The sequence below is a fragment of the Acidobacteriota bacterium genome, from assembly GCA_038040445.1.
Taxonomy (GTDB): Bacteria; Acidobacteriota; Blastocatellia; order UBA7656; family UBA7656; genus Onstottus_A; species Onstottus_A frigus.
Genome location: JBBPIG010000003.1, coordinates 187021 through 213042, shown reverse-complemented (window position 1 = coordinate 213042; position 26022 = coordinate 187021). Strand labels below are relative to the sequence as shown.

The 26022-nt window shown below is 57.1% G+C and carries 24 protein-coding genes; 5 read left to right on the top strand and 19 right to left on the bottom strand.

What is annotated here, in order from left to right; translation table 11 throughout:
- Positions 1–76 precede the first annotated feature (76 nt).
- From AABO57_04715 to AABO57_04695, 5 genes are all read right to left on the bottom strand, one after another.
- A complete protein-coding gene (locus AABO57_04715) occupies positions 77–1222 on the bottom strand; it encodes a restriction endonuclease (GenBank protein ID MEK6285023.1) in 1146 nt (381 codons plus the stop codon).
- Between the two features lie 239 nt (positions 1223–1461).
- Positions 1462–1761, bottom strand: coding sequence for a prolyl oligopeptidase family serine peptidase (locus AABO57_04710; GenBank protein ID MEK6285022.1), 300 nt, complete (start codon positions 1759–1761; stop codon positions 1462–1464).
- A gap of 181 nt (positions 1762–1942) precedes the next feature.
- Positions 1943–2470, bottom strand: coding sequence for an IS200/IS605 family transposase (gene tnpA / locus AABO57_04705; GenBank protein MEK6285021.1), 528 nt, complete (start codon positions 2468–2470; stop codon positions 1943–1945).
- 792 nt (positions 2471–3262) lie between these two features.
- Positions 3263–5278 (bottom strand): CocE/NonD family hydrolase, encoded by a 2016-nt coding sequence (locus tag AABO57_04700; GenBank protein MEK6285020.1) that lies wholly within the window; start codon positions 5276–5278, stop codon positions 3263–3265.
- Between the two features lie 200 nt (positions 5279–5478).
- Positions 5479–6243, bottom strand: a complete 765-nt coding sequence (locus AABO57_04695) for an aminoglycoside adenylyltransferase domain-containing protein (GenBank protein MEK6285019.1) — start codon at positions 6241–6243, stop codon at positions 5479–5481.
- Positions 6244–6464: 221 nt separating this feature from the next.
- Here AABO57_04695 and AABO57_04690 point away from each other — a divergent pair, with 221 nt between their 5' ends.
- Positions 6465–6920 (top strand): hypothetical protein, encoded by a 456-nt coding sequence (locus AABO57_04690; GenBank protein ID MEK6285018.1) that lies wholly within the window; start codon positions 6465–6467, stop codon positions 6918–6920.
- 68 nt (positions 6921–6988) lie between these two features.
- Here the strand turns inward: AABO57_04690 and AABO57_04685 are convergent, their stop codons facing one another.
- The 10 genes from AABO57_04685 to AABO57_04640 all read right to left on the bottom strand — a co-directional run bounded on the left by AABO57_04685 (position 6989) and on the right by AABO57_04640 (position 16521).
- Positions 6989–8350 (bottom strand): PQQ-binding-like beta-propeller repeat protein, encoded by a 1362-nt coding sequence (locus AABO57_04685; protein ID MEK6285017.1) that lies wholly within the window; start codon positions 8348–8350, stop codon positions 6989–6991.
- 104 nt (positions 8351–8454) lie between these two features.
- A complete protein-coding gene (locus AABO57_04680) occupies positions 8455–9159 on the bottom strand; it encodes a class I SAM-dependent methyltransferase (GenBank protein ID MEK6285016.1) in 705 nt (234 codons plus the stop codon).
- Between the two features lie 59 nt (positions 9160–9218).
- A complete protein-coding gene (locus AABO57_04675; protein ID MEK6285015.1) occupies positions 9219–10097 on the bottom strand; it encodes a sugar phosphate isomerase/epimerase in 879 nt (292 codons plus the stop codon).
- Between the two features lie 73 nt (positions 10098–10170).
- Positions 10171–10461, bottom strand: a complete 291-nt coding sequence (locus AABO57_04670) for a DUF2277 domain-containing protein (GenBank protein ID MEK6285014.1) — start codon at positions 10459–10461, stop codon at positions 10171–10173.
- A gap of 132 nt (positions 10462–10593) precedes the next feature.
- Complete coding sequence (locus tag AABO57_04665) at positions 10594–10962, bottom strand: hypothetical protein (protein MEK6285013.1); 369 nt, start codon at positions 10960–10962, stop codon at positions 10594–10596.
- Between the two features lie 87 nt (positions 10963–11049).
- On the bottom strand, positions 11050–11457 hold the full coding sequence (locus tag AABO57_04660; protein MEK6285012.1) for a VOC family protein: 408 nt from the start codon (positions 11455–11457) through the stop codon (positions 11050–11052).
- A gap of 266 nt (positions 11458–11723) precedes the next feature.
- Positions 11724–12131 (bottom strand): hypothetical protein, encoded by a 408-nt coding sequence (locus AABO57_04655; GenBank protein MEK6285011.1) that lies wholly within the window; start codon positions 12129–12131, stop codon positions 11724–11726.
- 245 nt (positions 12132–12376) lie between these two features.
- The gene (locus AABO57_04650; GenBank protein MEK6285010.1) at positions 12377–13492 is read right to left on the bottom strand and encodes an alpha/beta hydrolase; all 1116 of its coding nucleotides are present in this window, start codon (positions 13490–13492) and stop codon (positions 12377–12379) included.
- A gap of 258 nt (positions 13493–13750) precedes the next feature.
- Complete coding sequence (locus AABO57_04645; protein MEK6285009.1) at positions 13751–14224, bottom strand: cytochrome c; 474 nt, start codon at positions 14222–14224, stop codon at positions 13751–13753.
- Positions 14225–14316: 92 nt separating this feature from the next.
- Positions 14317–16521, bottom strand: a complete 2205-nt coding sequence (locus AABO57_04640; protein MEK6285008.1) for a pyrroloquinoline quinone-dependent dehydrogenase — start codon at positions 16519–16521, stop codon at positions 14317–14319.
- A 187-nt stretch (positions 16522–16708) separates the two neighbouring features.
- Here AABO57_04640 and AABO57_04635 point away from each other — a divergent pair, with 187 nt between their 5' ends.
- Entirely contained in the window at positions 16709–16993 is a 285-nt protein-coding gene (locus tag AABO57_04635; protein MEK6285007.1) for a hypothetical protein, read from the top strand.
- Between the two features lie 18 nt (positions 16994–17011).
- Here the strand turns inward: AABO57_04635 and AABO57_04630 are convergent, their stop codons facing one another.
- From AABO57_04630 to AABO57_04615, 4 genes are all read right to left on the bottom strand, one after another.
- Positions 17012–18214 carry an aminotransferase class I/II-fold pyridoxal phosphate-dependent enzyme gene (locus AABO57_04630; protein ID MEK6285006.1) on the bottom strand — a complete coding sequence of 401 codons (1203 nt, stop codon included), beginning with the start codon at positions 18212–18214 and terminating at the stop codon, positions 17012–17014.
- Between the two features lie 163 nt (positions 18215–18377).
- Positions 18378–19565: a hypothetical protein gene (locus AABO57_04625; protein MEK6285005.1), complete on the bottom strand. Its 1188-nt coding sequence runs from the start codon at positions 19563–19565 to the stop codon at positions 18378–18380.
- Between the two features lie 156 nt (positions 19566–19721).
- On the bottom strand, positions 19722–20927 hold the full coding sequence (locus AABO57_04620; GenBank protein MEK6285004.1) for a hypothetical protein: 1206 nt from the start codon (positions 20925–20927) through the stop codon (positions 19722–19724).
- A gap of 228 nt (positions 20928–21155) precedes the next feature.
- Positions 21156–22529, bottom strand: a complete 1374-nt coding sequence (locus AABO57_04615) for a PQQ-binding-like beta-propeller repeat protein (GenBank protein ID MEK6285003.1) — start codon at positions 22527–22529, stop codon at positions 21156–21158.
- 155 nt (positions 22530–22684) lie between these two features.
- Here AABO57_04615 and AABO57_04610 point away from each other — a divergent pair, with 155 nt between their 5' ends.
- The 3 genes from AABO57_04610 to AABO57_04600 all read left to right on the top strand — a co-directional run bounded on the left by AABO57_04610 (position 22685) and on the right by AABO57_04600 (position 26006).
- Positions 22685–23155 carry a hypothetical protein gene (locus AABO57_04610; protein ID MEK6285002.1) on the top strand — a complete coding sequence of 157 codons (471 nt, stop codon included), beginning with the start codon at positions 22685–22687 and terminating at the stop codon, positions 23153–23155.
- A 212-nt stretch (positions 23156–23367) separates the two neighbouring features.
- Positions 23368–24777, top strand: a complete 1410-nt coding sequence (locus AABO57_04605) for a HupE/UreJ family protein (GenBank protein ID MEK6285001.1) — start codon at positions 23368–23370, stop codon at positions 24775–24777.
- A gap of 173 nt (positions 24778–24950) precedes the next feature.
- Positions 24951–26006 carry a peptidyl-alpha-hydroxyglycine alpha-amidating lyase family protein gene (locus tag AABO57_04600; GenBank protein MEK6285000.1) on the top strand — a complete coding sequence of 352 codons (1056 nt, stop codon included), beginning with the start codon at positions 24951–24953 and terminating at the stop codon, positions 26004–26006.
- The last annotated feature ends 16 nt before the right edge of the window (positions 26007–26022 follow it).

The window sequence follows — 26022 nt, the reverse complement described above, 5'->3', positions numbered from 1 at the left end:
CGCGCTGAGCGCCACAGGAGGACCCGCATACCAGGCGGCACGTTGATACCGATACTAAAGGTGATAGCCTCAAGAATCACCCCTCAGTTGTGTTAATCAACAAGCGGTGGCGCCTGGCGTACATGCGAATCCACTGGTCGAGAGCCACACCATCCTTCAAGTATAAACGAAGGACGTTATTGTGATCCCGTTTTTCGCGATAAACACCCGCGCTGAACCTGCCCGATGTAACGAAGAGTAGAGCGGGGAATTCCCTGTTTGCCCAAAGTGCCGCCCTTAATTCTGATATGGGGACTACTGGCATGTGTTTCGCTTCTATGGCTAGAACACTTGGCTCACCGGGGAAGAGCTCCCCTTTAGCGATAATATCCCGACCTCCATCCCAGGATCGCTTGGTTATTTCGACCTCAAGGCCAGAATCGTAAAGAAGTTCCGCGACAAGCTCTTCGAGCGTTCTCCAATGTAACTCTGGGAGAGAAAGCTGTTCGTTAGCGATAGAAGTCAGAATACCCTGAATGGTATTTTGCAGTTGAATATCAGGGTAATTGGAGATTGGAGTACGTAGCGCGGGCATATAGATTGCCATGTTTTCACGGCCTGTTTGCTTTGCTATTTCTGAAACCCACCCCTTTCGAAATCGCGATAGCCATTCTTCTGTTTCGTACTGCTCCTCTTGTATAGGTTCTTGTTCAGGGGGGAGAATTCTGTCCAATACAAATTCACAATGATGCCAAGAGCCATTTGGGGTTCTAAATTGCGGAGCTAACAAAAGCAGGGTATATACATCACTTAGAACAGATTTCTCTTTGGCCGTAAGTCTTCCTTGTAATGCACCTTCATTCACGTTGTCGTCAATTATCCCGCGCGTATCATCTGATACCATCGAGTCATGCAGTTTCTCAGGGTTAAACCGCATCTGGTCGAACCCTAACGGTAAAATCCACTCGGGATGAGACCAATAAAATACCTGAGAGATTTGTGCCACGATCCACAGCCGATGAACAGGGTCTAACGTGCCAAAGTTGTCCGGCATGAAATTGTTGAGCAGATCCACTATCAACTTAGTTGCCTCATTGAGGCCGTGCCCGGGAGGAAATCGCGTCGCAAAGTCCCCAACTAATGCGGCGGCTATTTTGAGTTCCTCCCAATACTCCTCCTCCGAGGCATCGCCTAAGAGTAATTGATCTAGTAACTGGGAATTTGGAGTGAATGTATCTTTCACAACGTACCTTGGCTTTATCGGCTGCCATCGGAATAAGTCGCCAAGTTATTGCTCAACCGATTCAACCTTCGGACCCGCGGATGACGAATTGAAAAAAAAGCGATGCGGGAAGAGCGCTTCTATGCTACTCCAAATCAAATTGGTAATCAAATTGACAATCAGCGCGGTAACGACCAATTGGCGTCTTGCGACTCCTGTGTAGTACTCGCTTCGCGCGCTCGGCCGCGTGCGTTAGTGCGTCAAAGGTTTCTCTTCCAGAACTCCAGCATAGTGCGGTACAGGTGGATAGTGGCGTCGCGGTCACCGATGTCATGCTTGCGCATCGGGTAGATCATCAAATCGAACAGCTTCCCCGCCTTGATGAGCGCGTCGATAAACGCTTGAGTGTTCTGCGGGTGCACGTTGTCATCGTATGTGCCATGCACGAGCAATAGCCGCCCGTGCAACTCGCCGGCGCGCTTGACCAGCGAGGTCCGCGCGTATCCATCGGGATTCTCTGCAGGCGTTTTCAGGAACGCCTCGGCCCACTTGGTGAGCAAGCCGGCGTGCGCTCGTCAGCCTTTCGCGCATCGCACACGCGACCGCGGGAGATTGTATGAAAACCCCAACCGGGAGGTTGGGATCATTCACTCCAGCCTACAAGCAGACACCCGACGCGCCTCCCGCAATCCCCCAACCGGGAGGTTGGGGATCTTTCACTCTAGCCTGCTCTGAGATTCTTCACCCACTGCCGAGAAACGCCTTCACCATCGCCGTAGTCACTTTGCCGCATGTCCCGGCATAAGCCGATGATTGCCATACACTATCGATCTCGGCGTGCATTAGCGCTCTTTTGTGGTGTTTTTCCATCCAGTGTTGGCTGTTGTTCATCAACGAAAGCGCGCATTCTTCTATGCTCGTCTTTGGCGCAAGCCTGACCAGTAGATGCACGTGATCCGGAAGCACGCTTGCCTCATCCAAGGCAAAGCCTCGTTTGCCTGCGACCTTCAGCCAGTAGTCCACCAGCTCACCCCCAAGCGTCGACCCAAAAACGCTGCGGCGATAGCGCGTAGCGAAGACCAGGTGGTAGCTCAGATCAAACACCGCATGCGCGGCCCGGAGCGCAGCCGGCTGATCGCTGCGATAACGAAAGACGGGCGGACTCACCCGTCCGCTATAGCCGTGATGCTCCCCCTGATGAGCCAAGTATTGCTTCACCGCCTGAATGCGCACGCGTCCGACGCTGCGAGCCAGGTAACCGGTAGCCACAACGGCGGCTCAAGATCGAATTCCGAACAGAATTCGCGCGAGACGTTTGACTTGAGCTTGTTAATTACAACCGAGATCGACTGATCCGGCTTGAGGCTGAGAAGGCAACGGAGGTGCTCCGGGTAGACCTTGTGTTGTAAGAGATGATAGTCGTGGTTGCCGCAGACCTCCGCCAACAGGCGGGAGAGCGAGGCCTGCCGGTTGGCTTCGCCGAACTCCTCGCGGCGCCAGCGCGTGCGAAAGCAGATGTAGTAGTGGAGTTGGTAAGCCCATTGGAGTTCTGTGAACGGTTCCAGCAACACCGAGCAAAGATAGCTGCGTGAAGTATGCGAAGCAAGTGTAGGCGGGAGTGACGACCCCGCAGTCTTTCCAGAAGGCAGGAGTGAAAGATCCCCAACCTGGAAGTTGGGGGATTGCGGGAGACGCGCCGGCTGCCGTGCTTGTAGGCGAGAGTGAAAGCACCCCAACCTTCCGGTTGGGGGTACCCCAACCTTCCGGTTGGGGGATTGCGGGAGACAGGCCGGCTGCCGTGCTGTAGGCAGGAGTGAAAGATCCCCAACCTTCCGGTTGGGGGATTGCGAGAGACAGGCCGGCTGCCATGCTTGTAGGCGGGAGTGAAAAATCCCCAACCTTCCGGTTGGGGGATTGCAGGAAGCCCCTTGCCCGTTTCCAGTAGGCCGACGTGAAAGGACCCCAACCTTCCGGTTGGGGGATTCTCTCGTGCCGGTTACGGTAACCATCCCGCCACTACGTGGTTGTATCAACCGCAACAGAGGCTGCTCTGTTGACCGACTAAGGCGTCGTCACCAGCGGCAGTTCAATGAAACTCGCCTGGCCAGGAGCGTGGTAAACCCGCTGCACCGCCTTCTTGTAATCCCCGGGTTTCGCCCAAAAGATGTTCGGCACGAAGGTCTGCGGATTGCGATCGTACAGAGGGAACCAGCTCGACTGGATCTGCACCATCATACGGTGGCCCTTCAGAAAGACATGGTTCGCCGTCGGCAGTGCGAACCGGTATAGCAGCGGTTGATTCGACGCGATGGGCTTGGCCGTCTCGAAACTCTCGCGATAGCGGCCTCGGAAAATATCGGCTGAGACCATCAACTGATACCCTCCCATGTTCGGCTGACCGGCCACCTCGTCGGGATAGAGATCGATCACCTTGACCACCCAGTCGGAATCCGTGCCGCTGGTGGAGGCTAGCAGATTCACAATCGGCTCTCCGCTGATCTTCACAGGCGCTGTCAATACATCGGAGACGAATGCGACGACATCCGGCCGGCCCGAAGCCTCACGCTGATCATCCACAAGCCACCGCGACCATGACGTATTGTCGATGGGACGTGCTCGGTAGGGGACGGGCTTGGCGGGATCAGAAACGTACTCTTCGTAAACCGCGCCTCCCGATGGGGGCGCATTGAAACTCAGTTTGAGCCCGGCGTTGAAATACAGAGGAGTCGCTCGAACAGTGCACCCGCTCGCGCAGCCGGCGGGCCAGGCAGGCAAGCGCCGCCACGTGTTCGTTCCGGTTTCAAAAGTCACGACGGGCGCGATGTCCGCCCCGTTGGCTTTGTCCGCGCCGTCTTTTAGATACCTATCCAGGAACGGCCGCAGAATCTCTCGACGAAAATAGAGCGCCGTGTCGCTGTCGAATTTGATCGCACCGAGCGAGCTGCCGTCCTTGATCTGCTGGCCGTGGTGCCAAGGGCCCATCACCAGGAATACCTTGTCATTGTTAGTGTCCTTTGGCTTGATCGCTTTGTAGACGGCCATGTCGCCGTAGATGTCCTCCTGGTCCCAGAGGCTGTGCACCAGCATCACCGGCACTTTCAGCGGTTGGGCTGCGAGGATCTTGTCCACCGCCTGGTCGCGCCAGTATGCATCGTAGCTCGGATGCTCGAGAATCTTTCGCCAGAAGCCGACTTGTTCGAGCCCGCGCCGGCGGCCAAGCTCGCCTGCCGAGCCGGCCTGCATGAACATGTCATAGTCATCGAAATGACTCGTCCACCACTTGATCACATTCGCACGGGTCGCCTGCTGGTCGTAGATGTAGCTCATTCCGGCCTGTCGGAACGCACCGTTGTGAAACCAGTCATCGCCGATCCACCCATCAACCATGGGGTTCATCGGCACGGAAACCTTGAGCGCAGGGTGTGGATTGACTAGCGCCATCAAGGGCAGGAATCCGTCGTAGGAGATGCCCAAGATGCCGACCCTGCCGTTGCTCTCAGGCGTATTTTTGACCAGCCACTCGATGGTGTCGTAGGTATCGGTGGCGTGATCGACCGGCGTCGGATTTTGCGGACCCTGCAGAGGGCGATTCATCACATAGTCGCCCTCCGACCCGTACTTGCCACGTATGTCCTGAACCACCCGGATGTAGCCGCCCTCGACGATCACATCGGTGGCATTATCGTAGCCGAAGAGAATCGAGCCGAGGTGAGCGCTCTGGGCGTGGCTCGTGAGTTCCGTGGCGTTGTAGGGCGTGCGCGTCAGAAGTATCGGCGCGCGATTGGCGTCCTTCGGCACGAGGACGACGGTGTGCAGCTTTACGCCGTCGCGCATGGGGATCATCACATCTCGCCTGATGTGATCGAAGCCGTCGTTGGTGGGTACGATTTTGTCCGGCGTTTCGCTAGGCAGAGCGGGATACTGTTTCTTCTGATCGGCCGTTTGAGTTTGGGGTCCTTCTTCCTTCGTTTGATCGGATTTCTTTTGATCGGAGCTTGAGGTTTGAGAGAAGGCTGTGCCAATCCCCAAGAAACAACACGCGACGAAGACAACAACGATTATTCGATCACGCTTCATATAGTTTCCTCCAAGAGATTCCGGGCCATCTGAGTTTCATAAGCTTGCGCCGTTATTGCATGGCCGGTGAGTGATTGTAGCGCGAACTTGAAAAACTGTGCTAGAACGCGCCGAAGGCGCGCAATTGAATAGCCTGGGGCGGCGCGCGAGGGTTGTATCGTGCGAAACGACGAAGCCCTGAAAGTGCGGCACTGCAGCTATTACCAAAATTCGCTTCCGAGTTGGGCATCAACAAAATCAATAAACTGCTCGATACGAAAAAGGGAGATGTCCGCCAATCGCTTGGCATTATCGGCCTCCAGCGCTTGAAGGATGATCTCGCGCCATTCTTCCGGCAGGTGTTTGATCGCCCACCTGGCAGCGCGTGGCTTCGAGACAATCGTGCCCTTCCTGAACGAATACAGAATCCTGCATAGCGTCAGGACCGCATAAGCACGATACGATGGAACGTTCCTCCATTCGCTCTCGGGCTTCTCGCCTATCTCCTCTCGCAAGTACCCGACTTCGCGTTTCAATGCATGGAATAGAATCTCGGGAGTTATCTCCGGAACGAACAATTCAGGTCGTGGACCGTAGAGGACCACTCCGCTCTTCAGAACATTCATCCAGATAATCGGGTTGCCATCCGAGCCGCTGCGCTTGAGGCGGCCGAATTGATACAGGCATGCTTTGGAATTCAGGGTGAGGATTTCATTCTTGATCAGAAACAGGATTTGCAAGCGCGCCGTCCACGGATTCAACTCAGCGGATCGGGCCAGCCACCCGTCGAGTCTCCTGAACTGCGCGTCGCTCAGGTCCCGTTGCGTAACTACAATGCAGTCGATGTCGCTGCGTTTGGGGTTAAACGCCCGCTGGGTGAGTGAGCCGTAGACGTAGAAGCCGACGAGGTTCCCGCCAAGGAGGACCGGGAGCTGAGCGGCGAGTTCTTGGAGCAGAGCGGATACTCGATTAGGGATATCTGCCATAGGCTGCCTAGCGAATGGAAGCGAGAGTCCGCTTTACACTTGGGTCAGGCTGCGCTGATCTTAGCAGTCCAGGGAAGTGACTTGAGAGGAGCCCCTAGTTTCACGGCCGCCTCCTCAAGAACCTTCCGGGCACGAGGAACGGACCGCATAGCAGTGCACTCCATTCGCCGTGACCATGAGCGCCAGGACTCAAGCGCCATTTCGTGACGACCCGACGCCGTATGGACCTCCTGCGTCGTGACAAGGAGACGCGCTTCAAGTTCTTTGACGGGCGCCCCGACTGCACGGACGACACCGTCTCCCTTGTCGAGACGCTCGAGAAGACTCTTCGCGTCGCCCGAAAGCCCCTGTACTTGCCACTGCTCGCGGGCTTTACCCACAGTGAATACCGCGGGCCACAGGGACTTGTGGACGAAAGTGTCTTTACGGTAAAGGAGCTTCGTGACCAGGACGTCCGGGTGCTCGGCGAGTTCCGACAAGACGGCGAAGATGAGGTGAGCCTTAGGATGACTCCACCACGAGGTCCGAAGAGACTCACCCGTGAGGATGCCGACCACGTTTGGGAGTGCCTTGTCCTGCTTCAGGAGAAGGCCGTTGTGGGCGAGAGCTGCGAGAACAAGATTAACGGGCCGCATGGGATAACATTCAACGTCCGCCGCCTAGCGAAATGTTCATGAGTTAAAGTACCAAAAGACACAACGCCCAAGCGGCGCTCTTCGTTAGGCGTATCGATGGTAACGCCGTTCTACCCTATCGCAATGAGACTCCCCGAAGTTCGAAAGTAAAGCACACCCTGCGAAATCGCGGGCGTTGCCAGACATGGCTCGCCCAGATCATTCCTCGCCAGCACCTCCAGTACAGGCCCGGCTTTGACGACGTGAACGACACCCTGTTCATCCGGGCAATAGATCTTGCCATCGGCCGCGACCAATGAGGCCGAGCAGGAAGAATCCGGGCCCAGCCGCTCCTCGTACATCTTGCTGCCACTCTTGAAATCAAAGCAGCGCAGCACGCCGTTGTGATTGGCGAGGTAAATATAACCGCCGTATACAACAGGCGTGGAAATGTAGGAGCCGCCATTCGGAACGCTCCAAACAATCGAATCATTGCTGGTGGCGCCTTCCGCTAGCGAAATGTCGCCCTGCGCCGAGGGGCGAATCGCAAACAATGGCGCTTTCCCACCGTGCGCATTGGACACGACAATCAGTCCGTCCGCGACGAACGGAGTAGGAATTGGAATATCGCCGCCCCCACGCAACCGCCAGAGTTCCTTGCCGGTCTCAAGATCGTAGGAAACAACGTACGGCCATCCGTTGGTGACAACCTGCGTCCGTGCGCCATCATTGAAAATCAATGGCGATCCCCAGCTCCCTTCAGAAGCGCCTTTGCGTGATGTTCTCCACAACTCTTTCCCATTGGAGAGATGGAACGCCGCCACGAACGGGTTCTTAGGATCATCGCAAAGCAGAACAATGCGATCCCGGTATAACGCCGGCGAGCTGCTATAACCCCACCCAATGCCGTGCCAACTGTTGTTGATGACGCCCAGGTCTTTGGTCCAAAGCACCTTGCCGTCGAGATCGAAGCAATACAGCCCTTCTGAGCCGAAGAAAGCCACCAACCTTTGACCGTCCGTTATGAGCGTGGTATTCGCGTGCGTTGATTTCTCGTGTCTCTCCGTCGCGGGCTTGCTGGTCCGAACGATTCGTTCCCAACGTTTCTTTCCGGATTTCTTATCAAAGCAGAGGATCATCCAGTTCTGTTCATCGTTGTCCTGCGCGGGTTTGACATCGCCGTAGTAGCCGATGCGCAGCGGCGCTTTGCCTGAGATTCGAACGGCAGTGCCGACGTAAATCCGGCCGCCCCAGATGATCGGGCTGGAATGTGCCAGGCCTGGAATCTCAGCGCGCCATAATACGCCGGAAATCTTGCCGGCGGTCGCATCTGCATTCCACGCAGCCCGCGTTGGATAGCCGTCCGCTATGCCCTGCGCGCCCGCGCCACGAAACCCCGGCCAGTTCTGTTCGGATTTGGAATTGGAAGCGAACGTTACAGCGGGCAGAGCCATTAACGAACTCGCCAGAAATGAACGTCGTGATAATTCCATTGAGTTGCCTCGGAGCTTTTCATTCATAAGATTCACCTTACGACGAGGGATTTGAGCATACGACCGTTGCATGGTCAACTCCGGTTCATCACCAGATCAATGAGTCAATCGCCGCGAACCGTGAACTCCAGGCCGCCCTCGAAGGGCAACGTCATCGTGCGCAGGCGGTTCACCGGATCGTTGATGAACTCAAAATAGTCGCGATACGCGTCGGGGAATTGGGAAGTGTTGTCGCAAATGACGACAGCGCCCTCCCGCAAGAACGGCGCGACTAGTTCAAGCGCCGGCCGAGCCATCGGCGTCCAGATGTCGACCAGCATGAAATCAATCGGCGAGCCGACGCCCACTAGCGTCTCGCGCAAATCGCCTTCGCGCAAATCGATGAGATCGGACAAGCCGGCTTCGGCGAAATTGGCGCGGGCTGCCTTGGCTTTCTCCGGTTCATATTCCGTGCCGATCACGATGCCTTCTCCGGGATCCGCGCGCAGATTGTCGCGGGTATTGTCTCTCACTGCGGCTGCGAGAAACAGAGTCGAAACCCCGAACGAGGTTCCCGCTTCGACGACACGCCTGGCGCGCAGGGCACGGCAAATGTGATAGCAGAACTCAGCCTTATCGCGATCAAGCGCGACGAGCTTGTCGCTAAGGAACTGATTCGCTAGCGCGTCGAACGAGCTCCAATCGAAGGAGGGCTCCGCGGCGCGGGCGGAGAAATAAGATCCAAGCGCTTCGTTTTGGCTAGCGCTTTGGGCGTAGAGCCGATCGAGCATCGCGTCGATTCGCGAACCCAGAACCAGGTGTTTGTTCACAATTTCAGTTTTACACACGAGCTGCCAAACGCGAAGACGGCTTTCGGTGCGCGTCTGATTTACGTCGTCGTCAGAATTCTTTCAAGGAACTCGCGGTTGGCAGCGGCGTAGCCTGTGGTCTCCTCCGCGGTCCTGCCCACCTTACTGCATTCCACCATCACCGGCCCGTTGAAGCCCGCGGACTTCAGCTTCTTGAAGACGGCAGCAAAGTCAACTTTGCCTGCGCCGAACTGGATCATCACATCCCCCTTGAGCTCGCCGCAGTCCTTCGCGCAGAAGCCGGTGATGTGTTGCGCAAGCGGGTCGATCTCAGCTACCGGGTCTTTGCCGGTGTAGTAGATGATGTTCCCGGCGTCATACCAGATTGAGAAGTTGCGGTGATTGACTTCCCTGATGACCCTCAGTATTTCATCTGACGCCCCGCTGATGCCGCCGTGCGGCTTCATCGCCAGCCGAATGGTTTTGTCTTGAGCGTAGGCTGCCGCGTCGCTCATGACTTTTGCGTAATGCGCAAACTCTTCGGGCTTGTCCGCGCCGAACGACAACACGTACTTGAGCGAGAGGAAGCGGGCGTTATCAATCTGCTTGCGGACTTCGCGGATGGAATCTTCGAGCGGTATGTCGTGACGCGATCGCAACGCACCCATGTTTGAGGTGAGCCCACTCGCCCCAATTCGCTTCTTCAGTCCTTCGAGGTATTCCGCGGTCGCGTCTACGCCAATGAACGGCTCTTCTTTTGTGCGGGTGAGCAGGCCCATCGTTTTGAAGCCTGCCGCTTTGATCTCTTTGAGCGTTTGATCGAAAGGCCATTTTGTCCACGGGCGGTTGAAACACCCGATTGGCCATTTGACGCCTTTGGCTAGAGCATCGTTAGAACGAAGAATGGTGGTTGCAGTGCTTAAGACAAGGGCTTGCTGGATGAATTCTCTTCGGTTCATATGATTGTCAAACCCAGAGGGTACACTCAATCGGCGTCGGCGCCGGCTGCCTTAGGCTCTAGCGATTTCAGGGTTAGCTGGTGAGCTTCGCATCGGAGGAGCGATATCGAACTGCCGCCCTGGTGCGGGCCTTTGAAGCTTCTACTTCGCGATCGCGAGGCGGAGCGTTCGTAATCAGAGAGTCGAGCAGGTTACGTGCAGCTTTCTCGACCTGTTCCGCGGCGCGCGTGAAAGCGAGTTCGTTTGCTTTGGAGGGTCTTGTGAAGCCGCTCAACTTTCGGACGAATTGGAGGGAAGACGCGCGGATCTCTTCGTCAGTAGCAGGCGGTTTGAAGTTGTGCAGAGTCTTGATATTTCGACACATAGTGAATCTTCCTCGCCACCTAACGCAGCTTGCCAGCGGCGCGCACCGAATCTGAGAGGCAGCGACCAGACTGTCTCGGGCGTTGCGGGCAGGCGGCGCCAGTCGAACAGGGGCCGCCTGCTCACTGATGGGTCACTTGGCAAACAGCATTTGACAAATCTCGTCCAGAGACATCGTCACTGACTGGTCCGACTGTCCCGAAAACGCAACTGCGTTGCCGGTCTTATTGGGCGTGATCTTGTAGACATAGCGCGCGCCCTTCTTTTCCACGGTATTCACAACCGTCCCCTTCGGGTCATACATGACCATGCCGAAGCTGACGCGGTTATCGATGTAACTCAGTGGCCAAAGCGTGAAGGCGCCGACGCCGAGCGCCGGGCAAGCCGGCGCAGCTTGGAGGGTGTTTGGTCCGGCAAGAGCGGTCACCTTCATTCCATCCGGGATCTTCCCGTTTGGTGCTTTCTTCGCAATTACGGTAAACATGTCCATTGAACAAGCCATCTTCTTTCTCCTTTCGGACTGAACTGGATTTTTGGGGATGAAGATAACGGTTTCGGTTTCAAAAAGCCATTACTTTTTTGTAGTGACTTAGGCTTCGCTATCCACCGCCTCACCAAAGCCGAGCACGTGACCATCCCGATCGCGAATAGCGAATTCCTTCATCCGATACGATTCTTGAATAAGAGGACCGTAGACGATGTCCGCGCCTTCCGCCTTAAGCTCCGTGTGCAAAGCCTCTGAATCGCTGACCCAGAAGAACGCGTCCCATGTCCCTCCCTGTTTTTCGATTGGCACAATGAGTTCAGGGTCTGCCACTCTGCGCAGCATGATGGCGAAGCCATCGCGACTGCAAATGGCAAACTGGAGAGGAGCTCCCGCCGAGTATTCACATCGAAAGCCTAATACCTGTTCATAGAAGGCCATCGATTCCTCCACGTTTGCTACAGGAAAGTACGGCGCGTGGCGGAGCAGTTGCCCGGTTTGATTTGAAGACATACACACCTCCGCAAACATAATGTTGAAGAGTAGCTGGTACCCAGACTACCCAAAGGTTCGACGAGAACCGCCGCGGCTTGCCGCAGCTTCGCGAAGCCATGCCGCTGAAGCGCTTTGCGTTCATCCTTCGGATTGCTGAAGGTGGAACTCACAAAGATGCGAAACGTTTTGCCGGCTTGCGTCATTTCTGCCCTCTAGTCACTCCTGCCCTTCGCTGCCCGAATAGCTTTGTGCCAAGTCGATGAGGAGCCGAGATGCTCGGTCACTCAGAAGGGGATTGAATCGTCGTCGGCCAGGAAGTCAGCATCAACCGGAATTGATTCATCATCGAACAGGAAGTCAAGATCAGCCGGGATTGAATCGTCATCGAATAGGAAATCAGGCTCAGTTGGGATTGCTTCCGATAACCGCGATGCTGACTCCGACGGCGCAGGCGAAGGGTTGTGTACCTTTGAAGGTTTGCGGGCGCCGATCTTCCTCTGCTGCTTCTCGTAGAGGTCCCGAACCCAGTACTTGACTGGAGCCTTCCACTGCTGACTCTTGCTGGGTATGTTCTTGATCAGCTTGCGCGGATTCAGCCCGAGTTCCTTGGCTTTCCTGATGTCATCTTGATTGAGCTGGCATCGGCGCTTCGCCTCTACCCAAGCTTGGTCTCGCTTTATCTTGTTTGCCATACGTAAGTCTGAATCTAAGGCTGAATCTGGTGACTTGTACCGGGCATTTCGCTAGCCATCAAATAGGCAAGAAATCCGTGCAAATCCGTCGAATCCGTTTCATCGGTGGTCTATGCGTTGGGAGGAATCGCTTTCGTGGTACAGCATAGACCACCGATGACACTGATCCGACAGATTTGCGCGGATATCAAATCTTCACTGTCGGCGTGCCGGTTATACGTCACTAGCGAAACCCAAAGCCCGACCTAGCGGTTGGCTCCGGGTTTCTGCGCGGGCATCGGCGACTCGGAGTTCAGAAACTTCAGTAGAGCCTTGTAAAACAAATCCGGGGCCTCGAAGTGCGGGACGTGGCCGATGTTCGGAATCAACACAAGCTCGCCGCCAGGAATCGTGTCGGCAATGTGCTTCGCTCGTTCGGGAAAATTCGCGCCGTCTTTGTCGCCGCCCAGCACGAGAGTCTTCACTTTGATATGAGCCCAATCGTAAACGACGGGGTCCACGTACACCATCTGCTGGACCAGCGTTCGAACCATCGCGAATCTCGGCCAGTCGCCGCTGAGCGTCCACGCGTAATGAATGCGCACGTATTTTTCATACTCCGGCTTCCATCCTGTCACGAAGTAGCGGGCGATGCCCTGGTACGCCTGCTGATAGGTCAAGCCCAGCGTTTGCTTGTACGCCTCCTCCGTGCTTCGCCACGGCCGATCCCAACGCGGGTCCGTCAATCCGATCGGGTTGTAGATCACAGCACGCTCAGTCATGTCCGGATACGACGCAGCGAATCGCGCTGTCAACATCCCGCCCATCGAGTGCCCTACAATCGCCGCCTTTGAAATGCCAAGATGCTGAAGCAGCTTGCGGGTGTTCAACGCCATGTCATGAAAGTTATAGGGGATGATGGGCTTCGAGGACCGCCCGAAGCCGATCTGGTCGGGCACGACTACGCGGAAGCCCTGCTTGCGGAGGACGCCAATCGTCCCGGTCCAGTACTCGCCGAAGAAATTCATCCCGTGGAAAAGGACCACAGTCCGTCCGTTCGGCTGACCTTCGGGTGCAACGTCCATGTAAGCCATCCGCACGTCTTGCCCGTACATCGTCATCGGCAGGTACGCGACCGTGTGTGGGTACGGCACGTCATCGAGCGTGATGCTCCCCGGCTTGACGTCCTTGGGAGTCGGAGGCGCTTGAGCTGCGGCTCTCTCCTGTGCCTGGGCCGGCGCGGCCAGCAGCGCTACTGAAGACAAAAAGAGGCACGCGACGACCCACCGGACAACCCACCGCAGGGGCCGGCGAGATTGTCTCGTTTGATTCGATCGGATCTCGTCTACGACCAGAGTTACCGAAGCCACCTCGTTTAACATATCGCTTACCTCCTATGAATCGACGGGCGCAGCCGCCGGCTGTGCCGGAGGCGATCAATCAATCTCTCGTACCGGTGTGGCCTGTTCGGATCTTCTCTCTCCATCCTCTTTACAGGTCTCACGTCATTGACGTTAGTAGTACGGGCTTTAGCTGGGGTTCAGAGTTCAAGCTTCAACTCGCTTCCAGGGCCTTACCCGATCGAATCACGCAAGCTGAAGCTTGAACTCTGAACCCCGCCTGAAGGCCGTACTACAAACTCAGTTGGAGTTTGCCTTAGGCTTTGTTGCTTCGATTCGAATCTGCTTGAGCAACTCGGCCTTTGGATCGAGTTCTGTCTTGCCGGCCGGAAAGCTGTTGAAACTTAGCATGTAGCTCAGGATATCGGTGATCTGCTGCCGGCTCAGCTTGCCCAGATTGTTTGGCGGCATCGTGACGCGAACTCTCTCCGTCAAGTCACCTACACTCAGCCCATCCCAGTTCGCGAGAAAAGCCGAGCCGGTGAGCGGGGCCGCTTCATCGTTGCCCGCCAGATCAGGCCCGTGGCAGGACGAACAGTGTTGAGCGTAGAGCGCTTCGCCGCGGGTCGCTTGCTCTTTTGTGAACACGCCGTCCCACACCGAACGCGACCCCTTGTCCGGTTGTTGCGCGCTAAGCTGGAGGTTTAGTGCTGCAATCGCAGCCAGCGAGGTGATTACAAGAACCGCGATTTTGACCTTGATCTTGATCTTCATCTGTTTTGCAAGGTGTCCGACAAACTTCCAGTTTGTCGATGGCTTCTCTCAATAAGCGCTCGATAAACTAAAGTCTGTCGGACATGTGTCGGTCACTCGGTAGCCGGCAGCGCGAACGCGATGTACTCGCCCGAATAAGCACCGCCGCTAACGGCGACGACGATGTACTGTTTGCCGTTCACCCTGTAGGTCATAGGCGATCCGCTCTGCTGCGCCGGGAGGTAAACCGCGCCAACCTGCTTGCCGGTCGCCTTGTCATAAGCGCGGAGCATCGCGCCCCGGGGATGGTCCGGCGTTGTGGTGACCTGAGGGTCACCCATGATAACCAGCGTCTTGGTGACCACTAACCCGACCGCTCCGCTCTGACCGGTCTTGGGGATATTCATTCCCTTTAGCAACGCGTGATTGCGGACCACATCGGGCGTGTCGCCGTGCGGGACCTGCCATACGAGCTCACCTCGGTCCAGATTGATGGCCGAGAGTATCCCATAAGGCGGTTTCACAATTGACAGACCCTGAACCTGTAAGCCGCCTCCGCCACCTCCCGCCGGAGGCGTTGCGGCAGGCGCGGCTGGCGTCGCTGCTGGGGCTGCCGGAGCAGGGCGGCGTCTGGGCTCCTGCGGGAAATCAGCGGCGCTGCCGAAACCGGGTCCCTCGGCGATCCGGAAAGGCTGACCAGCCCTACCCGACACGTACTTAAGGTCCGACGGGAACGATGCCGGAGGCTCGACGAGTCCGAGTGGGGCAACAGCGGCATTTGACGCCGGCAAATATGCGGTGTGTGTTTCTGGATCGTATCCCGCGCCCGGCCAGTTCGTTCCTCCATTGAGCGTTCCGATAGTAAGCCCCGCCAGCGGGCCCCCGACCTTGCTGACCACCGGGGGATTGAACATCGGGCCGTTTTTGAACTGCTCGAGATTCTTAATCGCCTGCGCCTTCAGCTCTGGCGTGAAGTCGATCAAGTCGTCTTGAGTCACGGCCTGTCGAGCGTAGGCCGGCGGCCTGGTCGGGAACGGCTGAGTCGGCGAATACCACTCACCCGGAACATCGCCCTCCGGTACCGGCCTTTCCTCGATTGGCCAGACAGGCTTACCGGTCACGCGGTCGAAGACGTAAAGGAAAGCCTCCTTGCTCGGCAACGCGACGGCCTTGATCGTTTGGCCGTTTACGTTGATGTCGGCAAGAAGCGGCGCCGACGAAAGGTCGTAGTCCCAAATCGGGTGATGCACTATCTGGAAGTGCCATTTCCTTTTACCGGTCTTGAGATCGACGCAAACCAGGCTCTCACCAAACAGGTTGTTGCCCGGCCGGTGCCCGCCGTAGAAGTCCGACGTCGGCGACTCGACGGGCAGGTACACAAGCCCCAGTTCCTCATCGACACTGATCTGGGTCCAGACGCCGGTGTTGCCGTTCGTCGCCCACGAGTTGTCGTGCCACGTGTCGTTGCCAAACTCACCAGGCCTGGGGATTGTGTTGAACGTCCAGAGCACCTTGCCCGTTCGCACGTCGAATGCTCGCACCAGCCCCTTGGCGTTGTTGTGAGTCTTAACCGTCATGCTCTCCTTGTGAGCGGCGCCGACGATGACGACGTCCTTTACCACGGCTGGCGTCGAGTGCAGGCCGATGTCGCCGGTCTCCAAGTCGATCTGCTGACCGCTGCCGTGCACTACACCTGCCTTCAGGTCGACGACGCCATCTTTGCCAAAGCTGGATATTCGGGCGCCCGTCCTGGCATCCAGCGAGACGAGTCGATAGCCGGTAGTCACGTAGATGATGCGCTCGTCACCCTTACCGTCGCTCCAGTAAGACAGCCCGCGGCCCGACAACTGCCGGGGCGCGTGGATGGGGCGCTTCCCTTCGAACTCGGAGTGCACCCAAACGAGCTCGCCGGTGTCCGCCTTGAGCGCGACGACCGCCCTTCGCGTACCGGCTGTCGCGTAAAGCATGCCGTTGACCATGAGCGGCGTGCCTTCGAGCTTGTACTCGGGCCGCGTGCCCAGATTGTCGGTCTTGAAGCGCCACGCGACTTCGAGCTTGTTGAAGTTGTCGGCGTTGATCTGATCAAGCGGCGAATACCTGGCGCCAGTAAGATCACCAGTGTAGTGCGGCCATTCGCCGTTCTTGGTTGAACGGACTGCCGTCCCGTTCGCGGCTGACTTGACCGGAGTCCCTTTCCTGGTTGAAGGCGCCTTTATGCTGCTCTTGGCCGCAGACTGGCCAAGCACTCCCATCGGCGCCCAGACTAGTCCAAGAACAAACAGCAACACTGCAACAGATCGACATACTCTTCGTGACATCGTCCACCTCCGTTTTGTTAGGACAGCAGCGGCATTAACCGGTTCAGCCAAACTGTCAACAGGCCAGAGCCTCGAGTGACTAGCGCATCAACAAAAACAATTGCGAATCAACCGCGCATCTCTTCACCTCGTGAGCCGAAAAGCCGTACAATTGGCGTCGGCTAAACATCACCAACCGGAGTTCAAGATGCAAGAAGCGTCCATTATCAACTCAAGCGAGGCAGCCCTGTGGGGACGCCTTTTCGATCCGACCAGCGTGCTTTCTACAGACTTGGCTCGTTACATCCTAACCCTAACGTTCCCGCAGCCGGACATTGACCGTATGAACGAATTAGCCACGAAGGCCCGCGCGGGCACCCTGACTCTTGAAGAGCACATCGAGCTGGATAACTACGAGCGCGTAGGTCATGTGTTATCCCTCATGAAGTCGAAAGCGCGCAAGGCTCTCAAAAAGGTCCGCAGTGCCAACTGAGCATTGCAATGAACATGGTCACGCGCCTGCTTCCTTCGCTTCTTTCTTAGCCTTCTTGATTCCGCCCGCCGGGAACAACTCCTTGAACGCCGTCATGAACCTGGCCATCTCGGGATCGGTCCCCACCGACACGCGCAGCCAGTTGTTCATCGGCGGAAACTTTCGTCCAACGAGCACCTTGCGCTTCTTGAAGTCTTCGGCGACCGCGGTGACATCCTTCCCCACGTCGATCATAAAGAAGTTCGTCTCCGACGGGATCACCTCGTAGCCCCAACCGCGCAGATCCTTGATCGTCTTCTCGCGAAGCTCGATCGTCATGTGCTTGATCTTCTTCTCGTAAGCCGTGTCCTTTAGCGCGGCAACGCCGCCGTACTTCACCACGGCGCTGATGCTGCCTCCGCCGAACGTGCGCATTCTTTCGATCAGCTCTTTCGGCGCGAGCCCGTAACCGAGACGCATCCCGGCGAGCGCGGCGATCTTCGAGAACGTGCGGGTAACGATCACCGGACGCCCTTCCAGAACGTAAGGCACCGACGTCGCGTAGTCCGAAGTCGCTACGAAATGATGGTAGGCTTCGTCGATCAGCACCGGAACATCGCCGGGAATGCTGTCGAGCAGCAGCTTGATTTCATGTTTGGGAATGATGTTGCCGGTCGGGTTGTTCGGGTTGCAGATGTACACAAAGCCGACGTCGCGATAGTTCATCTTCGTCGCGCGAATCACGCCCGGCACGTCCATCCGGTAGTCCTTCAGCAGCGGAACTTTGATCGTATCGGCCTTGATGTTGGTTACGAAGCGATACACCGAATCGTAGCTCGGGTCTACGCCGACAACCCTCTTGTGATCGAGCGTGAAGGCTTCGCCGATGATCTTGAGGATTTCGCCCGATCCTGCGCCGAGTATCACGTTCTCCTTTTTCAGTCCGTGGTGCTTGGCGATGGCCTCAACGATGCCGCCGTCGGGATACTGATAACGGTTGGCGTACTTGAACGCATCCTTCATGGCTTTCACTACTTCGTCAGAAGGTCCCCAGCAATTCTCGTTGCTGGCGAGCTTCGCCATTTCGTCGTAGTTTTCTTCGGGATGTTCTTCTCCCGGCTCACCCTGTCGAGCCTGTCTCCCTTGCGCGAACAAATCGAGCGAAGGAGCCAACCCGGCAAGACCCAGGGCGGTTGCCATAGTGCCGATGAATGTCCGGCGTGTCGCTGAATTCTGAATCATGTGCGCCTCCTTTGGTTGAAACCGGCAAGAACCATCAATTTGCCATTTTCGATTTTCTATTCGTCATTTTTATCGTTCCCTCGCAGCGTCTATCGGAGCGCGGTCGAGAAAATGGCAAATGACAAATGGAAAATGGAAAATCAAATGTGGTTTCCCCTCCTGACTACTTTGCGCCTCCCCCCGGCCACACCGTTCCCTGGTCCATCTTCGTCACCGGCGCTAGCCCCTTGTAAACGAACTTCTGCAAGCGCCTTCCCTCGTAGGTTTCTGTGGTGTAGATGTTCCCCTTCGAATCGGTTGCGATGCTGTGTACTCCGTAGAACTGGCCGGGCTGGCGACCGCCGTCGCCGAAGCTCGTCAAGACTTCAAGGGTATCGCGCTGGACGATGTACACCTTCTGGTTGCGGCCATCGGCGACGTAGATGTATTTCTGCTGAGGATCCTTCGAGAACGCTATGTCCCACACCGACCCGTCAGCCAGCGACCTCTTCGCGATGAACTGTTCCTTCACGAACGTCCCGTCCGGCTTGAACACCTGAATCCGGTTGTTCGGGCGGTCGCACACGTATAAGAACCCATCGTTAGAGAGCTCGGCACAATGCACCGGATTGCGGAACTGCTGAGCAGGCGGCGCGTCCGGATCGAAGCGGCCGAGGTTCTTATCGTCAGGTTTGTTGCCGTACGCGCCCCAATAGCGCTTGAACTTTCCGGTGTCCGCATCGATCACCGCCACGCGTTTGTTGAGGTAGCCATCGGAGATGTAGGCTTCGTTGGCCTTGGGATCGACAAAGATCTTGGCAACTCTCCCGAAGTTCTCGGTGTTGTTGCTGCCGGCGGTTTTGCCTGCGTGACCGTACTGCGCCAGGAACTTGCCGTCCTGCGTGAACTTCAGGATGTGAGCGTCGTTAGTGCCGTTGCCGCCGATCCAGACATTCCCCTTGTGGTCGATGGTGATTCCGTGATTCGACTCCGGCCATTCGTAACCCTGTCCCGCGCCACCCCAGTGCCCTATCAAATTGCCGGCCCGATCGAACTCGAGAACGGGCGGCGCCTTGGAGCAGCACGCGCCGGTCTTCTGGTCCGCGGCGGCTTCGTTGGCGGAGACAGTGTCGGGCCGATGAACGATCCACACGTGGTCCTGGGCGTCGACCGCTATGCCGATCGACATACCGATGTACCAGTGGTTGGGCAGAGGCTTCGGCCAGAGCGGGTCTACTTCGAACCTGGGCGCCATCACCACGGACCCTTCAGCGACTGTCGTTTTGTCCAGCAGGCTCTGACCGATGAACAGCGCGACCAGAAGCACCACCAAGATCGCCCCGATATAGAAATTACGTTTCGAATCTCTCATCGATTTCTCTCCTCTTTACCAAAGGAAAGCCTTTTCCTATTTTCCATTTTCTATTTTCTAGTTGTCATTTGTCATTGCGGAAATGCCGTAGTCAATCTCTCGCGGTATTAAATGACAAATTGCAAATGACCAATCACAAATAAAAAATCTCTTGATCTACCGACTCGCAGCCATGCCCTTGTAAACAAACTTCTGCACGCGCTTCCCTTCGTAGGTCTCGCCGGTGTAGACGTTGCCCTTCGAATCCACGGCGATGCAGCCGACGCCATAGAACTGGCCCGGCTGGCGCCCTCCGTCGCCGAAGCTCGTCACAACATCAAGCGTATCGCGGCGCAGCACAAACACTTTCTTGTCGTGACCATCGGCGACGTAGACGAACCGTTGTTGCGGATCGCTGGAAAACGCGATGTCCCACACCGACCCGTCCCCGAGAGTGCTCTTAGATACGAACGCTTCCTTGACGAACTTGCCGTCCTTTTGAAACACCTGGATCCGGTCATTCTGGCGGTCGCAGACGTACACCAGGCCGTCCTTCGATATCGCGGCGCAGCTCACGGTGCGAAACTGTTTCGCCGGGGGTGCATTCGGATCGTACGGGCCGAGACTGCCGTCTTCCGGCTTCTCGCCATAAGCGCCCCAGTGCCGTTTATAGGCGCCGGTGTCGGCGTCAAACACCGCGACGCGGTGATTGCCGATTCCATCGGCGACATAGACTTCATTCGTTGCGGCATCGACGCGGAGGCCAGCAGGCCGGTTCAGCCCGGTCGTGCTGTCGCTGCCTTCGACTTTGCCTGCGTGTCCGATCTGCAACAGGAATTTGCCCGTTCGCGAGAACTTGAGTACGTGAGCGTCTTGAGGTTTGGGCGCCGCAGGTCTCGCGCCCGCAGCCCCGGCAGGTCTCGCCGCGCCCTCAGGCTGGCCGGCCGCTGCGATCCAAACGTTCCCCTTATGATCGACGGTGATCCCGCCAGTGGACTGCGGCCAGTCGAACCCCTGAGCCGGGCCGCCCCAATGACTGATGAGTTTCCCAGCCTGATCGAATTCGAGAACTTGCGGAGCAGGGACGCAGCATCCGGTAGGTGGGTTTAGTATCGCGCCCTTTTCGTTGTTGCCGAGTGAATCCGCACCTCGATGCGTGATCCAGATATGATCCTGAGAATCAACCGCAACTCCGGTAACCGAACCGAGGACCCAGTGGTTAGGCAGCGGCTTGGGCCAGAGCGGGTCCACCACGAACCCTGGCGCCTGGGCGCGTTTTTCTTGAGCGGCCACCGTTTCCTGGATCACGAACTGACCGGCTTCGAGCCCGACGAGGAGCGCGGCAAAGATCACACCAACATAAAGCCCATGCCTTCGCTTCATACTGTTCATCTCTTCCTCGCTTTTTCGGATGCAAGCTGCGTCGTGACGGGCGGCGCCGAGTTCTCGCGTTCCACTGATCCTGAGAACCAGCGCTCAGGATTTTGCCGGAGACCTTCGGTGCGCGCCAGTATACCTTCGTTCCGGGTTCGACTCAAGTTTGTCTGAGGCCAGATGGTGGTGTGTCATGGGTATGCGCAAGGTATCCGCAAGACTTTGACGCGCACCCTGCTAACGAGGCGGATTGTTCAGTGAATCTCCGACCTCGAGTGCCGCGATGTTGACTCGGTCGCGCAAGTAGAGAGTTGTGCCAATGAGTGTCGGCACGGTCCACGATGTCGCGGTGGCCACTGGTGCTCTCGCGAGAATCTTCAGACCCTCTGCCGACATCGTTACCAGCCCAAGATTCCCGTCCTCATCCAGCAGGATCACCTTTCCATCGGCGGCGACAAAACTGACCTTCGCAAAGCTCCGATCCTGCCACGCGACTTGCCCGGTGCGGGCATTGATGGCCGTCAGAAACGAAGGCCCGAAATCACCGCTGCTTCCAAAGAAGAAGTCGCCGATCCGCAGCACGTTTCCGAAGTGCACGCGCATTTTGTTGCTGAACCAGAGCTCCTTCGCCTCCGTGCGGCCGGCCGACCTTGCGAGTTGGATGACCCTGGAGCCCCCGTCGTATGCGCACGAAACAAACAGGAGCCGATCGTCGGGGCACCAAACCGGGCTGCTGATGTTGACGCCGCTTCTGGTCGGAAAGAGATATTCCCAAATCGGCTTCCCGGTGTTCGGATCGTAAGCATGCACGCCGTCACCGGAAGTGATGACGAGCTGTTCTTCCCCTTCGAGCGTGATGATCAGCGGCGAGGCCGGGACTATGTCGGAGAAGTTACCGGCCCGCCAGACGATTCGGCCGTCGTCCTGACGAAACGCCATTACGCCGTGCTCGCGGGCGCCAACCGCAGCTATGACCATGTCCTTGTAGGCTATCGGGCTCGTGGAATATCCCGGTTTTACGGCCCAGCGCATCTGGTTCGGCAGCGCGTTGTACTCCTTGACGAAGTTATGCGACCACAGAAGCTTGCCGGTGAGCTTGTCGAGCGCGAAGAACTGCTTGTCGGTCGAAGCGGCAAACAACCGATTGCCGGCGATCAGAGGCGTCGAGTGTGGACCGGCGCCCCGGCTGAAGTTCATGGTGTCCAGCGACGCTGGGTACCGGTACTCCCAGATTGTTTTTCCCGACGCGGCATCGAGAGCGATCACGACCTCCTCGGATTTCCAGGTGTTTCGGATACCGGTTGTTGGCCGGTACATCGTGTACAGCCGCCCGCCTTCGCCCCCTTCACCCCCTTCACCCCCTTCACCCCCTTCACCAATGATGCTCGAGTGGCCTTCGCCAAGCGGCCGGCGCCAAAGCCGCTTTGGACCCTCGGGTGGCCAGGTGTTAGCGAGCCCTTTGGTATCGCTTGTGAAGTTGTGCCGCGCTCCGCCCCAACCAAGCCAGCTTGGTGGATGCGGCGAGGGCTTACTGGTCTTCTGCGTCACCGGAACGCCGGACAGCAAGCCAGACAACAGCAGTACCACCACCGCCGCGCTTAGTGCATGCATAGAGTCTCCTCATTCAACAGCGTGAAGGATGATCGGCCTCCCTGCTTTTGCCAGATTCCCGGAAAGAGCGCAAGGATGATTGTCCGACAAACTTCAGTTTGTCGCACAACAGCAAGCTGCGGCTGAGTTATAATCGCCCGCACAGGAGGTTTCGGATGACTTCGCAAAAGGGGCTGCGTGTTTTGATGTTGATGTTTGCATTGGGTTTGGTTGGTGTCGCGGCATTATCGTCTTGCAGTCAGTCGCGGTCACACCAGAAGGTCGTGCTGGACATCCCGGCGCGAACAATGTGGGTTGACACCGGTCTGGATGTAACGAACAAAACCATCCAGATCAAGTATGAGTCGGGAACATGGAGCGACGATGGCGCGGAGTCACACTTCTGTGATGGCGAAGGGTTCATACCGGAGGGCAAGGACTTTCGAGATGTAATACCAAAACTGTTGGTTACGAATGCTCCCCTTGGAGCGTTGGTCGGGCGGACTAACGGCGAGCCGTTCTTTGTCGGCAATACGTATGAAGACCGTCCGGGAGAAGGCCGTCTGTATCTCAGCATCAACGAGAAGCCCGGTTCCTTTGATGACAATGCCGGCTCGGTGCGAATCGTCGTGAGCGTTTTGGATTAGGAAGCAAGTCACAACAGCCGTGATAATTAACATTCTTCCGCTTAGCTTGTCACGCGCCGCGCTTCCAATTAGTATGCGCTGGCGAAAAGACGCACAACGCGCCGCGTGATTGGCGCCTTCATCGAAAGACGCGGGTGAGCGCTTCTCGGCGATACCCAGAGTTTCCAAATCGGCTTTGAAGCTCCGTCAAATCGCCAGGAGATGAGATCGCGATGAGCAGCGGTCGCAGAATCATTAGACTCCCCGTGATCGCCCTGCTTGTGGCGGCGATGACCGTCGCCCTTTCATATCGCACTTCGGCTCACGACATCCCGAATGACGTAACTGTTCACGCGTTTCTCAAGCCCGAAGGGCAGCGGCTCAGCCTGCTGGTTCGTGTGCCGCTCCGGGCTTGTCGCGATATCGCTTTTCCTACACGCGAGCCCGGTTATCTCGACCTCGCGCAAGCCGACGCCTCGCTTCGCGACGCGGCTACGCTGTGGATATCTGACAACGTCGAGTTGCACGAAGGCGATACCCGTCTTGGTGATCCGCGCATTGTCGCCGCGCGTGTGTCGCTTGAGTCCGAGAGGTTCTTCGAATCCTACGACGAGGCACTGGCACACGTAACGAGCCCGCGCCTGCCCATCGAAACGGAACTCTACTGGAACCAGGGGCTGCTCGACGTGTTGTTCGAGTACCCGATTCAATCCGATCGAGCAAACTTTTCAATTCGCCCGGCGCTCGCGGGGTTGGGTATTCGCGTAGTTACGGTCCTCAGGTTTCTGCCGCCGGGTGGCGCCGTCCGCGCGTTCGAGTTCGAGGGCGATCCGGGCCTGGTCAGGCTTGATCCGCGGTGGCATCAGGCCGCGCTGCGATTCGTCGAAGCAGGGTTCTTGCACATCCTCGACGGAACCGACCATCTTCTGTTCCTGTTTTGCCTTGTGATTCCATTCCGGCGCTTCCGTCCGCTCCTCATGGTCATCACCGCGTTCACCGTGGCCCACTCGATTACGCTGATCGCGTCCGCCTACAACCTCGGGCCGGACGCGCTGTGGTTTCCGCCGCTCATCGAAACGCTGATCGCCGTTTCAATCATCTATATGGCGCTTGAGAACATCGTCGGGAGCAAGGTGCAGCGCCGGTGGATGATCGCTCTCGGGTTTGGTCTGGTTCACGGGTTCGGCTTCTCGTTCGCGCTGAGGCAGATGCTACAGTTCTCGGGATCTCACCTGCTGACTTCGTTGCTGTCGTTCAACGTCGGCGTCGAGCTCGGACAACTTCTGGTGCTCGCGCTACTGATCCCGGCACTAGAGCTTCTGTTCCGATTCGTTGTCGCTGAACGCATCGGGACGATCATCCTGTCGGCGCTCGTAGCCCACACTGGCTGGCATTGGATGATCGAGCGTGGCGAGCGGTTGAGGCAGTTCGCGTGGCCGGCTATGAACGCAGCTCTGCTTGCTACCGCCATGCGGTGGCTGATAGTGATTCTGATTTTTGCGGGCTTCATATGGCTAATCGGACTACTCAAGCGCCGGAAGGCCCGGATCGCTGAACCCAGGATCGGCGAGCCCGAAGGTTCGGATATGGCAAACGACCCCGAGTTGGTGATACAGTCCACCGCCAAACCGAAGTCGCACTAATCCGAAGTGGGGAAGAGGGAGTCATTAATCATTTATCATTTTCCATTTTTGATTTGTCATTTCATCGCGGCCGCACAAGATTCGAGCAATAGCCAATGAAAAATAGAAAATGACAAATGGAAAATGAAGATTAGAATCTAGAAAACCATGTGTTCTCTTAGGGAGGAACTGCCATGTCGCATTCAGGTCGAGTGAGATTCACACTTGCAGTAGTCATCGTCGCATCGCTCGCAATGTCCGCCGGGAGTGCATATACCCAGAGCAACGCGCAACCCGTCAATGACCTGCCCAATCCGTATCAAACCATCGAAGGCTGGGCGAAGATGCCCGAAGGCAGGACGTGGGGAGCGACGAGCGCCGTAGAGATCGACCCCGACGGCAAGTCGGTATGGGTCGCCGAGAGATGTGGCGCGAACAGCTGCGCCGGGTCGAACCTGCCGGTGGTTCTCAAGTTCGACGAGACGGGCAAACTTGTGAAGAGCTTCGGCGTGGGAATGTTCGTCTTCCCCCACGGCATCCACGTCGACAAACAGGGAAACGTATGGGTGACCGACGGCATTCCGCCGGGCGCTGCCAACCAGCAAGCGGCAGCGGGCAAGGGGCACATCGTCGTCAAGTTCAGTCCAGAGGGCAAGGTCTTGCTGACGCTTGGAAAACTCGGAATTGCCGGGGACGCTCCGGACACTTTCAATCAGCCCTCCGATGTTATCACCGCTCCCAAAGGCGACATTTTCGTTGCGGACGGGCACGGCGGAAACACGAACGCGCGCATCGTGAAGTTCGACAAGAACGGAAAGTTCATCAAGACTTGGGGCAAGAAAGGAACCGCGCCCGGCGAGTTCGACACTCCTCACAGTCTTGCAATGGATTCACGTGGCCGGCTCTTTGTTGCTGATCGAAATAACAACCGCATTCAGATCTTCGATCAGGATGGAAAGTTCCTCGATGAGTGGAAGCAATTCAGCAGGCTGAGCGGGATTTATATCCGCAATGACATCCTATATGCCGCCGACTCGGAGTCGAACAAAAACCGACACGCTGGGTGGAAGCGCGGCATCAGGATTGGGAGCGCCAAGGACGGCAGAGTGACGGCGTTCATTCCCGACCCTGAGCCGAACCCGGATGGAGCCGGTACGAGTGCAGCCGAAGGCGTCGCGACGGATGCAAAAGGCAACATCTACGGCGCGGAAGTGGGCCCGCGCGCGTTGAAGAGATACGTCAAGAAGTAACGCTCTTCCCACTCAG

Excerpts from the sequence above, each read along its gene's own strand:
- AABO57_04640 (MEK6285008.1), bottom strand. The coding sequence starts at position 16,521 with ATGTCACGAAGAGTATGTCGATCTGTTGCAGTGTTGCTGTTTGTTCTT.
- AABO57_04605 (MEK6285001.1), top strand. The coding sequence starts at position 23,368 with ATGAGCAGCGGTCGCAGAATCATTAGACTCCCCGTGATCGCCCTGCTT.
- AABO57_04600 (MEK6285000.1), top strand. The coding sequence starts at position 24,951 with ATGTCGCATTCAGGTCGAGTGAGATTCACACTTGCAGTAGTCATCGTC.
- AABO57_04620 (MEK6285004.1), bottom strand. The coding sequence starts at position 20,927 with ATGAAGCGAAGGCATGGGCTTTATGTTGGTGTGATCTTTGCCGCGCTC.
- AABO57_04685 (MEK6285017.1), bottom strand. The coding sequence starts at position 8,350 with ATGGAATTATCACGACGTTCATTTCTGGCGAGTTCGTTAATGGCTCTG.
- AABO57_04610 (MEK6285002.1), top strand. The coding sequence starts at position 22,685 with ATGACTTCGCAAAAGGGGCTGCGTGTTTTGATGTTGATGTTTGCATTG.
- AABO57_04690 (MEK6285018.1), top strand. The coding sequence starts at position 6,465 with ATGGACCTCCTGCGTCGTGACAAGGAGACGCGCTTCAAGTTCTTTGAC.
- AABO57_04700 (MEK6285020.1), bottom strand. The coding sequence starts at position 5,278 with ATGAAGCGTGATCGAATAATCGTTGTTGTCTTCGTCGCGTGTTGTTTC.
- AABO57_04625 (MEK6285005.1), bottom strand. The coding sequence starts at position 19,565 with ATGAGAGATTCGAAACGTAATTTCTATATCGGGGCGATCTTGGTGGTG.
- AABO57_04655 (MEK6285011.1), bottom strand. The coding sequence starts at position 12,131 with ATGGCAAACAAGATAAAGCGAGACCAAGCTTGGGTAGAGGCGAAGCGC.
- AABO57_04645 (MEK6285009.1), bottom strand. The coding sequence starts at position 14,224 with ATGAAGATCAAGATCAAGGTCAAAATCGCGGTTCTTGTAATCACCTCG.
- AABO57_04675 (MEK6285015.1), bottom strand. The coding sequence starts at position 10,097 with ATGAACCGAAGAGAATTCATCCAGCAAGCCCTTGTCTTAAGCACTGCA.
- AABO57_04650 (MEK6285010.1), bottom strand. The coding sequence starts at position 13,492 with ATGTTAAACGAGGTGGCTTCGGTAACTCTGGTCGTAGACGAGATCCGA.
- AABO57_04615 (MEK6285003.1), bottom strand. The coding sequence starts at position 22,529 with ATGCATGCACTAAGCGCGGCGGTGGTGGTACTGCTGTTGTCTGGCTTG.
- AABO57_04695 (MEK6285019.1), bottom strand. The coding sequence starts at position 6,243 with ATGGCAGATATCCCTAATCGAGTATCCGCTCTGCTCCAAGAACTCGCC.
- AABO57_04630 (MEK6285006.1), bottom strand. The coding sequence starts at position 18,214 with ATGATTCAGAATTCAGCGACACGCCGGACATTCATCGGCACTATGGCA.
- AABO57_04660 (MEK6285012.1), bottom strand. The coding sequence starts at position 11,457 with ATGTCTTCAAATCAAACCGGGCAACTGCTCCGCCACGCGCCGTACTTT.
- AABO57_04670 (MEK6285014.1), bottom strand. The coding sequence starts at position 10,461 with ATGTGTCGAAATATCAAGACTCTGCACAACTTCAAACCGCCTGCTACT.
- AABO57_04635 (MEK6285007.1), top strand. The coding sequence starts at position 16,709 with ATGCAAGAAGCGTCCATTATCAACTCAAGCGAGGCAGCCCTGTGGGGA.
- AABO57_04665 (MEK6285013.1), bottom strand. The coding sequence starts at position 10,962 with ATGGCTTGTTCAATGGACATGTTTACCGTAATTGCGAAGAAAGCACCA.